The 11,005-nt window shown below is 58.8% G+C and carries 8 protein-coding genes and 1 pseudogene; 7 read left to right on the top strand and 2 right to left on the bottom strand.

The window, feature by feature from the left end; genetic code table 11:
* Together AC3A3W_RS12205 and AC3A3W_RS12200 are read left to right on the top strand one after the other, a co-directional pair.
* Positions 1-204, top strand: a pseudogene (locus AC3A3W_RS12205) (amidohydrolase); the annotation flags it as partial.
* A gap of 424 nt (positions 205-628) precedes the next feature.
* A complete protein-coding gene (locus AC3A3W_RS12200) occupies positions 629-877 on the top strand; it encodes a hypothetical protein (RefSeq protein ID WP_487443110.1) in 249 nt (82 codons plus the stop codon).
* A gap of 398 nt (positions 878-1,275) precedes the next feature.
* Here AC3A3W_RS12200 and AC3A3W_RS12195 read toward each other — a convergent pair whose 3' ends face one another.
* Positions 1,276-1,653, bottom strand: a complete 378-nt coding sequence (locus AC3A3W_RS12195) for a hypothetical protein (protein WP_487443108.1) — start codon at positions 1,651-1,653, stop codon at positions 1,276-1,278.
* Between the two features lie 986 nt (positions 1,654-2,639).
* On the opposite strand from AC3A3W_RS12195, the gene AC3A3W_RS12190 reads away from it, so the two are divergent.
* From AC3A3W_RS12190 to AC3A3W_RS12170, 5 genes are all read left to right on the top strand, one after another.
* Positions 2,640-3,851 (top strand): DNA cytosine methyltransferase, encoded by a 1,212-nt coding sequence (locus tag AC3A3W_RS12190; RefSeq protein ID WP_487443106.1) that lies wholly within the window; start codon positions 2,640-2,642, stop codon positions 3,849-3,851.
* 263 nt (positions 3,852-4,114) lie between these two features.
* Positions 4,115-4,603: a DNA mismatch endonuclease Vsr gene (vsr, locus tag AC3A3W_RS12185; RefSeq protein WP_487443105.1), complete on the top strand. Its 489-nt coding sequence runs from the start codon at positions 4,115-4,117 to the stop codon at positions 4,601-4,603.
* Positions 4,604-5,255: 652 nt separating this feature from the next.
* Entirely contained in the window at positions 5,256-7,652 is a 2,397-nt protein-coding gene (locus AC3A3W_RS12180) for an ATP-binding protein (RefSeq protein WP_487443103.1), read from the top strand.
* Between the two features lie 44 nt (positions 7,653-7,696).
* Positions 7,697-9,298, top strand: coding sequence for a DEAD/DEAH box helicase family protein (locus AC3A3W_RS12175; RefSeq protein WP_487443101.1), 1,602 nt, complete (start codon positions 7,697-7,699; stop codon positions 9,296-9,298).
* Positions 9,298-9,903, top strand: a complete 606-nt coding sequence (locus tag AC3A3W_RS12170) for a hypothetical protein (protein WP_487443099.1) — start codon at positions 9,298-9,300, stop codon at positions 9,901-9,903. Before AC3A3W_RS12175 ends, AC3A3W_RS12170 begins: the two co-directional genes overlap by 1 nt.
* 353 nt (positions 9,904-10,256) lie before the next feature.
* On the opposite strand, the gene AC3A3W_RS12165 is transcribed toward AC3A3W_RS12170, so the two are convergent.
* Positions 10,257-10,673, bottom strand: a complete 417-nt coding sequence (locus AC3A3W_RS12165; protein WP_487443112.1) for a helicase associated domain-containing protein — start codon at positions 10,671-10,673, stop codon at positions 10,257-10,259.
* Positions 10,674-11,005: the final 332 nt, after the last annotated feature.

Genomic DNA, 11,005 nt, shown 5'->3' with positions numbered 1-11,005 from the left:
CGTGCCTTGGTGGACAGCGTGTACGTGCCGGGGGTGTGCCTGGCGCCGCCGGGCTCCGTGTGCCGCAGCGTGCTGGTGGAGCCGATGGGGGTGGATGAGGCCGACCTTGGGCTGGAGGCCTGTGTCAGGGCGGTGGATGTCTCGCTGGAGACGGTGGCGCGGGTGCGGGAGCTGTTCCCGATGTTCCGGCAGCGGCGGTTGTAGGTGCTCGGCCAGTAGCTGTTTCGCTGACCTGATGCCGAAGCATCGACAGCCAGGTACCCCTGCAATCGAAGCAGAACCTGGGGGACCACGGACCGGAACCAGTCCAGCTCCCACTCATGCCCGCCCCTGCTGAAGAGGTTAGCCGTGCGGGCGGATAGCCAGACTTGCGTGGAAATCCATGGGCCATTCGGTTGTTGATACGTTTCCCTTACACGCAAATAAACAGGCGTCGCAGCGGCAAGGGTAAACCCGGAGTTATGTCGGCGCAGTTCTAATAAATAGGGCGCAACTCAAGGCAGGTCGCGCATTTTTTTCATAGTCTATGAATGTTCTCACTGCGGATGAGAAATTTGATTTTTGCTGTCCTAAATGGTAGAATAGAAGTTCATTAGTAATCTACAGAAAGAGGCTTTACATGGTGCAAATGGCAGAAGCGAACCGGATCCGCGAACGCTGGGATTCAGCCGGCCAACCACCCTGCGACCACCCGGTTGTGGAGAAAGAATACGCGCTTGGAATGGACACGGGCGATCACGTTTGCCTGTCATGCGGCGAGACTTTTACGCGGGCCGACATGAAGGTGCGGCGCAGCAGCAGGACTGGCAACAACGAGATAAGTGTCGTCAATAACGGTGACGCTGACAAAGACTCCAATAAGGATGACGCCGCATAAAGTAAGAGCACACGCTCGCCACCTGCAGAAGCGCTTTCTCTGCCGGTGGCGATTGTTGTTTCAGCAATCTTAATAATCGCGTAACGGTTACCTCATATCGAATAAGGGCCGCTCGCAATTCGGGGGACAACAACCGTGGACCCTTGCAGCCAGTCGGTAGTGCGCAGGCCGGGATAGGGGGCCTGCATTCGCTCATCCAGCTTCTGCCGGCCGAGCTCAATCCGCTTCATCATGGTCAGGATGCACGACACAAGAAAGCGCGAGTATCAGGAACCTTGGCCTGCCCGCACCTGCACATCGGATGACGTCTCCCGGGGTAAGGGCCTAGGGGGAAACCCAACGCAATTGATGGCGGGCATGAACTGCCGCTGCCGGTCTACTTGGCAGTGCCGCCGATGTCATAGCTTGCCGAGCTGACTGCCGGGGCTGCGAACGGGCTGCTCCTCCGAGACTAAGAGGTTGCGGGCATGCACCACTTCCCAGGCCTGCCTGAGGTTGTCGAACCTTGAGGCCTGATGAACCTGACATACGTATCGGTTCACCGTTCTTCCCCGGATTGAGAAACGTAAATACGCGTATACCTTGTGGTGGCTGTGTTTCAGCTCAATCGAAGCATAGCGGCTCGATCCGTCGTGAAGTGTCACCAAGCGTGAAGCCTTGCCTCCGGCTGCTCGGTCTTGTTCATTTGTGGCTTCTGCACGTTGGCGCGGTGACGGCGCGCGCCAGGCAAGCTCGGACATGCCTGTTACGCGGTCCCTCGCATTGTCATTGTTCATTGTTGCTCCTCTGCCACGCCGCGAGAGCACATAGCGGTCGCTTAAATCGAATAGGCCGTCGGGCCGCCCCTCCACGTGGTGGTCCTTCATAGCCATAGCCCTTGTAGGGGAACTTGGCCCTGGGTGAGCCCGTCTTCTGGCAAAACGCTAGTAGATCGGCCCGAAGCTTCCAAACGCTCCTAACCTCCTGCTTCCGCCGGAGGAAGCCTTACGAGAGCCCTTTAATTGGATCGGGTTTCGGAGAGACTGATATGTCCTCCAGCGCCATCCGTCGTGCCGAGCAAACCCCCTGGCTTCGCGAGTCCTTGCTCGCAAAATTTGGACCGAAGTGCTCGACGTGCCACCGCACAGTTCCGGCGAGTCTTCTCGTAACCGGTCACATAAAGCCACGTCGAGAAATGCAATGAGGAGGAGCGCCGCAACTTTGAGCAGGTTGGCATGCTGGCTTGCGTTTTGGGCTGCAACTCCCTTGACGAACGAGGATTCGTCGCAGTTGATGACGCAGGGCACATAACGACGTCGAACAGCGACATGACTGCCTCGCTCGGCGCTGTGTTGGATCGCGTCCGTGAAGGAAAATGCCTTCGACAAAACGCCCAATCGGCGAGGAGTTTCACGTGGCATCACGACATGTCCAGATCACCACCTGATCGATGTGGCTCTTGCGCACCTCCTGGACGATGTTCAATAGAAACCGCCGCTGCCCATCAAGAGCTCCAGATGAAAAGGAACTTGACCGCCGTCAGACGGCTGCGGTCGAAGGCCTTGCCTCTGCCAGGTCGTGCCGGTCACAGCGGGCGAGGTCACACGCGGATATGATGTCTAAATGTTCCGAAGCCTGTCAGGCCCTGTGCTCGTGGCCTATGAGGATCTAGCCGCAACACAAATACCAGGAACGACCGAAACGATCACCACAAGTGACACACGGCAAGAGGCGGAATTACCGCCGGTTGACCAGTTGTTTGAGCACACCTTGGAGGAACCCTGTGACAACGCGCCCCGACTTCCGGTCAGTGGAGCTCTTCGGCGGGGCCGGCGGACTGGCGCTGGGGACTCATGCTGCAGGGTTTTCTGCTGAGCTATTCCTGGAATGGAACAAGTGGGCATGCGAGACAGCCAGAACTAACAAGTTGAGCCGCGCCTCCGAGACCGCTGGCTGGAACATCATCGAAGGCGACGTCCGGAACTTTGACTGGTCATCCGTCGACCCCGGCATCGACTTGGTCAGCGGCGGGCCTCCGTGCCAGCCTTTCAGTATGGGAGGTAAGGCGCGGGCTTCGGATGACTCCCGCGACATGTTCCCCGCAGCGGTGGACGTTGTGCGACAGCTGGAGCCCAGGGCCGTGCTTCTCGAGAACGTGAAGGGACTGACCCGAGCGTCGTTCTCCGAGTACTTCGACCTCATAGTTCTTCGTTTGCGTTATCCGGATGTCTCGCCGCGCGAAGGCGAGAGCTGGCCTGAACATCTTGCACGACTGCGCAGGGTGGAGCAGGCCGGTGGATGTGGCGGGCTCGAGTACGATGTCCAGACACACCTCGTTAATGCGGCTGACTACGGCGTGCCCCAGCAGCGGCAGCGGGTCTTCTTCGTCGGTTTCCGGAAGGACCTCAACGTCACTTGGTCGTTGCCGGAGCCATCGCACTCAGAAGACGCCTTGCTCGAGTCCCAGTGGATCATAGGCGATTACTGGAACGAGCACATGGTCGCAAAGCAGGACCGGCCTCCTTTTCCGGAGCGCAAGCGTGGGCGAATTGAGAAGATCGTCAAAGATGGCTTTCTCTATGGCGAACGTTGGCGGACTGTACGGGACGCCCTGCAAGGCATACCCCAGCCTCAGCCTGACGGTGTGGCTGGATGGCACAACCACGTCTTTCAGGGCGGCGCGAGATCCTATCCCGGACACACTGGCAGCCAGATTGACCTGCCCGCCAAGACACTAAAAGCTGGCGGCCATGGCGTTCCGGGTGGAGAGAACATGTTGCGTCGCAACGACGGCTCTATTCGTTACTTCTCTATCCGCGAGAGTGCACGGCTTCAGACATTTCCCGACGACTATCAGCTGAATGGTTCTTGGGGGGAGGCGATGCGACAGATCGGTAATGCCGTCCCCGTCAAGCTGGCCGAGACGATGGCACGTGGTGTCGCTGATGCACTGGCCTCCGTGGACGCCCACACGGCGCAGCTAGTCAGTGCGTGACCCAGACGTCGAAGAGCTGTGCGGGTGGCTGACACTTCGCCGGGGCATTCCCTTCGTGCTTACCTTATTAGTCCAGAGGCGCCTCTTCCTCAGATAGCGCCGCCGGATGCCGTGGCTACGCACTGCTATGGCCCATCCCGGTGGAACATTGGGAAAACCGTGAATCACAGGGTTCTTTGGCCTTAGCTGCGCTGGGCTCCTCCAAGACGTTCATCTTGTGTTAGACACAAGATGAACGATCATTATTGGAGGGCATCTCGCCAATGAAGCGCATCAGCAGAAAGGGGCCGGGGACAGCCGTGCTTGTAGATGCATTACCCCCGGTACAGGACGCATTTCGTCCAAGTGCGAGTTCTTTGGAAGTCTCCCGGCGAATGTCCACTTATCCCCGCCGCGACACCGCTCCTGAATTGTTGCTTCGACGCGAGCTACATCGGCGCGGCCTCCGCTACCGAGTAGATGCCCCGCTGCCCGGCATGCCACGTCGGAGGGCCGACGTTCTGTTCTCCCGCGCCAAGGTTGCAGTGTTCGTCGATGGCTGCTACTGGCACGGATGTCCTCAGCACTTCCGGCCCGCAGGCAAGAATCGCCAATGGTGGCAAAACAAGGTTGCGGCGAACCAGACCCGCGACCGCGACACTGAGGAGCGTCTCGTTGAGCAAGGGTGGTTGGTGTTCAGGTTCTGGGAGCACGAGGACATGGTGATCGCCGCAGACCAAGTGGAGATCAATGTGGCAGGGCCCAGACCTTGACGCTAATGATCCAAAAGTTCGGAGCAAGCACTGGTGGGATGCCGCCCTGTCTACAGGAGGCTCGCAGCCTGATGCGGCGAACGCGTGAGTGCTTAACGTGAAGGGCTCGATAGTAGTCAGGTGAGTACAGGGTGCACACCCTCCTCAGGGTGCGTGGACGAGTGATTAAGTAAGTCAGACTGCGTGGGACCGCATTTCTTCCCGACGCAGCTTTCAAAGCGATCCCCGGCTTACCAGGATGCCTGCGGCCAATGATGGGGCGCACCGGCACCTCAGACCGGACAAGACGATCCGGTCTTTGCCGGCGCGTCGTCCCAGACCCCAGCGCTGACGGGGTCCCGGTTAGTCGTGTAGCCCGAAGTAGCGAAGTGCCGTGACGGGCTTCGCCGTGGGGTCGTAGCGAGAGGGCCGTTGAAACGCAGTTATGCCGAGCTGCGGACCAAGACAGCGTTTATTGTGGCCTCAGACGTGACACGTTCCCAGGAGCGTTCGTGCGCGCAAATTACGCACCTATTATGAGTAGGAATCGTAAGAGAACTGCGGCCGGGAAATGGGGAGTTGATTCAGTTCAGCGCTGATACCAAATTGATCCCTCACTTCCACCCTGGGAAGGGTCACCCGCAGTCCACCGCCTTGGGAGGGTTCCGGACCTATGACCGTAAACGCAACGACCGACACGCTGGACATCACGCCCTCGCCCCGCATTCTGTCGGTTATCGCCGAAGTGGACCTCATGGTCCATCAGTGCCTTGCCGAGCTCGTGGACAATAGCCTCGACGAGTTGGCCCGAGCTGCGGAAACGGATCCAGCCATTGAGCGAAGGGTCGACATTTACCTTCCCAGGCACGCTGAGGCTTCGCGGACCTCCGTCGTCACTGTCTCCGACAATGGCCGTGGCATGTCGGTCGATCAGCTCCGGCAGTCGATGAAAGCCGGCTCCTCAGGTAACGCGATGTATGGCTCACTGGGCCTGTTCGGCATGGGGTTTAACATTGCCACTGCGCGACTGGGTAAAGAGGCGACCGTGGTAACCGGCAGGGTGGGCGACGATCACTGGAACGTAGCCACGATCAACCTCCGCGACATGACAAGGAAGTCGACGTTTTCGATCCCACTCCGCCGGGAACCCAAGGCACTCAATGAGCACGGGACATCCATTGCCGTTACCCAGCTTAGCCAGGACACTGTCGACACCCTGCGAAAGCACACTGCGATTTCGAACGTCATAAAGGCGCTCGGGAAGATCTACACCTACATGCTCCGCAGTCCGGAGAACGGTACATTCTCGGGTCGCGAGATTATGGGCGGCCTCGGCCTGACACTTCACGTAAATGAGAAGGCAGTCCGCCCTCTGATCCCATGCATTTGGGATCCCTCGAGGTCCGTCAATTATAGGGGCCAGGAGATCAAGGCTGTCCGCAAGATCGAGAAGCGACTTATGGACGCAAATGCCTGTATGGAGTGCGGGAACTGGGAAAGTGAAGCCACCGAGGTCTGCAGCCAGTGCGACTCTGAGAATCTGATGCTTCGAGAGCGCCATGTTTGGGGATGGCTTGGCATCCAGCGATACGACCACCGATCGGACTTCGGCATCAGCTTCTTCCGTCAGGGCCGCTGCATCGTACATAACGACCAGGAGCTATTTGACTTTATCAATGAGATCGGCGACAGGGAGCCAGAGTACCCGGTGGAGTTGGGCCGCGGTCGCATCGTAGGAGAGATCCATATCGATCATGTTCCAGTTAACATCCGCAAAACGGATTTCGACCGGTCGCAGCGCTCGTGGCAGTACATGCGCGAGATTGTGAGAGGCGAGGGTCCACTGACGGAAAAGCGCTCTCGGGAGCTCAATTATGAAAAGAACATGTCCCCGCTTGGCCAGCTGTTCCACGCCTATCGCCGATACGATCCGGGCCTGCGATACCTCGTTCCAGGCAATGGCGAGAAGGCTGTCGCTGAGACTGCTCGCGAGTGGGCTGAGCAGTTCCACAGAGGACTCCCAGAATATCAAACAGACGAAAAGTGGTACGCGGCTGCCGAGCAGCACGACCAAATCGCGTCAGGGCGTAATAAGCCCGTGGCTGCAGAGTCGGAGACTGACCAGTGGCTGGCCGAGCAAGGACTCGGTGACCTAGTGGCGACGTCTGCCTCGCTCGGAGACGAGGGCGGCGCGGCAGGGGGTTCAGCGGGTCAGGATACTTCCGATGAGGAACGGCCCGTCCTGCCTGTGGCTAAGACAGAGACCCTTAACGACAAGATCGCCCGTTACTTGTCACACAGCACGCCGGTACCGGGAATGGACAAGAAGGTGGCCTTGAGTACGGGCGAGACCCATCTGACTGCCTACACGACATCGGGTACAGAAGTGTCCATGAATAGCTTGAACCTCGGCTTCGACTTGAACATGAAGGCCGGCAGGATCTCCGTCTTCGTCAAGAAGGACCACGTGCTGGTCGACCTATACGGGTGGTCTCACGCGCAGATTGCTCTGATCGCGCTGAGCCAGTACCTGCCGGATCCTAGCCGCGGGTCGGATACATCTCAAGAAGTGTTGATGAGGCTGATCCGTCAGTTCCCGGATCTCGCACTTACTCCGGCAGCTGTGAGAGCCCGAGCTGGAGACCTTCTTGAAGATATCCGGACAGCTGCTGTCAGAGTTACGGTCGCAGAACCGGATAAGTTCTGGCGGGCCCTGAGTCCCCAAGCTCGTCAGGCAGTCCAGTACGCTGCCACGCAGTCTGACCCGAACATCGATATGAACGACCTAGTGGACTCCGGCATATTCGGGGCATACGTCGTTCCAGAGGCCGTAATGTCACTGTTGGATTCACATCCGGAGTCCCTCCTGGATGGAGTGATGTTCAAGTCCAATTTCTCGGCGATAACCGACGAGAGAGCCAGGTCCTTGATCATTGGACGGCTCCGGGCCCTGCTTCTTGACCTGGACCGGGCGATCGATCTGCCTTCGTCGATGCCAGGTCGAGAGCTTGCGCGGCTCGCGCAGAGCATCGAGATCTTGTCAGATGGCATCGCGGAGGTTACCCAGTGAACTTTTGTTCACCCGCTTTCCTCCGGGAGGAAGGGCCCGTTGGCTTGACGCGCCAGATCAGCCGGCTGTTGGGGCTGATTGGGTTTGACGACGTGACCATCATCGACGGGAGCAACGACCACGGCGGCGATATCATAGCCACACGTAAGGGAGATGCGTGGGTATTTCAGTCCAAGTGGAAGCATACCAAGCCCGTAGCTGCGGACGCTGTGGACGAATTATGGAACGCCATGCAGCACTACAAGATTGACCGCGGTGTAATCGTTACCAATGGTACGTACCAGAAGGCGCTCATGGAGCGGGTCGAGCAGCTCCGTTCCTTGGGGGTCAACATTTCTACGTGGGACGGCATTCAGATATCCGTCTTGTACGACCGTGCCCATAGCATGATGCGTCGATTTGATCTTCATCCATACCAGCGGGATGCCGTCGAGAAGGCTTGGAAGTCCCTTTCCGAGTCCGGAAAGGCTCTCGTATTTCTGGCAACTGGGCTGGGCAAGACAGTGGTCGCCGGCGACCTAGTTCACCAGCAACTCTCCAAAAATCCTGAATCCCAGATCCTGGTTGTTGCCCACACCAGCGGACTTGTCGATCAGCTGGAACTTTCTATGTGGCGAGACATCCCCAAATCGGTGCCCACCAGGCAGCTGAATGGTGACTCAAAACCTGATGCATTGCCGGGCGTTACATATGCGGTCTTACCGACAGCAGCTAGTTATGTGAACGAAGGCTATCGTCCCGACATGATCGTGGTCGACGAGGCGCACCACGCCGGACCGGGCGGCTACTACGATGGCATCTTTGAACGATGCCCCGACGCCTTACGCCTCGGGGTGACCGCCACGCCTTGGCGGGGCGACGAGTTCAACATCGAAGAATTCTTTGGTCCACCAGTCGTGAAAGTCAGCATCTCGGAGGGCATGAAGCTGGGGTACCTGGCACAGGTGAAGTACCGGCTGTTCTCGGACAACATTGATTGGGATTTCGTGGAGTCCGTGTCGGAGCACAACTACACGATCAAAGACCTGAATCGTAGGCTGTTTGTCCCGGAACGTGACGAATCGGTGCGCGACCATTTGCAAAGCGTGTGGGGAGACACCGCCGATCCCCGTGCCATCGTCTTTTGCCAGACCATCGAGCACGCAGAGCGCATGGCGGCCCTGCTTGGGCAGAATCCGGAATGGTCCGGCGCCGCTGCCGTACATGCTGGCCTGGCGAAGCGCGACGCCCAGGGAAGACTCCTGAGGTTCCGTTCCGGCGAGATCCCCATCATCACAAGCGTTGATCTGCTCAATGAAGGCGTGGATGTGCCGGATGTAAACATCATCTGCTTTGCCCGAGTCACCCACAGCCGCAGAATCTTCGTTCAGCAACTCGGCCGGGGCCTCCGCCTGCGACGTGGAAAAAGCCATGTCGAAGTTCTTGATTTTGTCAGCGACATTCGCCGGATCGCGGAGATCATGGACATGCGCAGCCAAGTCTCCACGTCGGACTTGGAGAGCGTGTCTGTGCCGCGAAATGAATTCATATTCACGGACCACCGGGTTGAAGGACTAATGGAGCAGTGGGTCGCGGATATCGGCGACCTTGCCGGCGCCCAGGACGAGGCTCGCCTGGAATTTCCGCCGTCGTTTGGAGTGGACTGATGGCTCAGATCCCTCAGAACCTCCGTCATGAGGTCATAGAAAAAATATACGAACGCCTGGACTTTTTGCACTGGGAGCAGTTGCAGGACGATGAGCGCTCGGAACAGTATGCAGCCTTTGTAGAAGACCCAGCAATTGGAGGAAAGCTTCTTCCCTACAAGGATGAGTCCGGGATTCGAGTTTGGATAAAGGACGGACCTGCCAAGGAGTATCGAAGGGCAATCGAGGGCGTCGGCTCTTACGCGAGATACACAACACGGCAGCTAACGGGCGCCGCCGACCTGGTAGATCATGCACTGGGCGGAGGCTGGGCAGTCGTCCCAGGTTCGATCCAGCAGAAGCCGATGCGATGCGACGCTGTCCATGAGGATGGGAGACGAATCACGGCTCTTTGGGGTCCTGCATCCTCGTTCAAGGATCTGTATTGGCATGCGTCGGTGACCCGTGTAAATGCACCAGGAGTCGAGATCGCTATCATCATCACAAAGGCCGCGACCGCGCAGCTACCTATGACGGACTGGCATCGTTACCAGAAGCTGGCAGGTCTCATTAGGGCAAACTGCCATCAGGTCACACAGAACGTGACACGGAAACAGGGGCACTAGGACGTATCTCGTCATCGGCCGTCTGCCGGCATCCGGAGTACAGCCGCAGCGCGTTGCCGGCCCGGACAATGATTTCCGCCAACGCCATACCGTCGGGAGGTCGACGCCAGGTTAGCGACAGGCGGTTACTTAGCGACTGGGGCCCGGAAGGGGTAGGTCAGTGGTGGCGGGGACAGCGGAGCCCAGACCGTCCACCGCGATTTGAACATTGGCCTGTCCACCTGTCGCAAGGACGCTCGCAAGGGCCTGATCGGGTACTTACCAGGAGCAGCTAGAGCCGATATGTCCATCCGGAGGAGCCCAGGTCGCCCCAGCTACAGAAATCTAAGGCACATTCCAACTTCCGCCAGCACCTAAGTTTGTGGCTTCCTTCCGCGCTTTCGGCCGGCCTTCCACCCTGGGACGGTTGCATTCAGTTCCTGTTCCTTCCATGCCCCGAGTTCGCCACGACGAAGCTTCGATCGCTGCCTGTGTAGCCAACTCCCCAACTGGCGCTCTTCGCCGGCGACCGTAGTCCGGTGTCGTGGCCAGTCGTGCCCTGCACCTAGGTACGCCGCCAGTGCATCCAATTGGTCCCGCCATCCGGCTTGATAGGCGAGTTTCCGAGAGGTGCCTTCCCATCCAGGTATCACGGCCAGACCCTCTTGATAGGCGCTGGCCAGAGTCCCGGCTTCCGCGTCGCGTCGCCTACGCCGAAGCCATGCGGCGAGGGCCCTCTCGGACTCATCGCTAGCCTTGGATGACGGAAATCTTCCTTGCGACCGCACCATTGAAATGAGCGTATTCATACTCTCCACTCCCTGCCGTGTCACTCGAGGGCTCCTTCTCCCGAGGGCTGCCTCGTGTTCGGCTTGAAGGTCGGGACATAGGCGGCGTGCTAAAGAAAGGTGATAGCCCACAGTCGACGAAGAAGCCCGGGACAGCTCCGCTATCTGACTACGCGACAAGCCGCTGCGATACATCAGTACCCACTCCGGATCCGGGGCCTCGTGCCACCCTCTACTCACGACTCAATCCTGCCATGCGAAGCCGTGGAATCTGTCCTACGCGGTTGCAGCCCCCAGAGCCAGCCGGCGGTGCACCGTTCGCATCTGAGGCCTGC

The organism is Arthrobacter sp. Soil_N43 (assembly GCF_057655195.1).
Note: the sequence above shows the minus strand (reverse complement) of the source record. Positions and strands in the feature narration are given on the sequence as shown.

What these genes read in the sequence shown, in the direction of transcription:
- AC3A3W_RS12200 (WP_487443110.1), top strand. Translation starts at nt 629, where the DNA reads ATGGCAGAAGCGAACCGGATCCGCGAACGCTGGGATTCAGCCGGCCAA.
- AC3A3W_RS12195 (WP_487443108.1), bottom strand. Translation starts at nt 1,653, where the DNA reads ATGAACAATGACAATGCGAGGGACCGCGTAACAGGCATGTCCGAGCTT.
- vsr (WP_487443105.1), top strand. Translation starts at nt 4,115, where the DNA reads ATGAAGCGCATCAGCAGAAAGGGGCCGGGGACAGCCGTGCTTGTAGAT.
- AC3A3W_RS12180 (WP_487443103.1), top strand. Translation starts at nt 5,256, where the DNA reads ATGACCGTAAACGCAACGACCGACACGCTGGACATCACGCCCTCGCCC.
- AC3A3W_RS12170 (WP_487443099.1), top strand. Translation starts at nt 9,298, where the DNA reads ATGGCTCAGATCCCTCAGAACCTCCGTCATGAGGTCATAGAAAAAATA.
- AC3A3W_RS12165 (WP_487443112.1), bottom strand. Translation starts at nt 10,673, where the DNA reads ATGGTGCGGTCGCAAGGAAGATTTCCGTCATCCAAGGCTAGCGATGAG.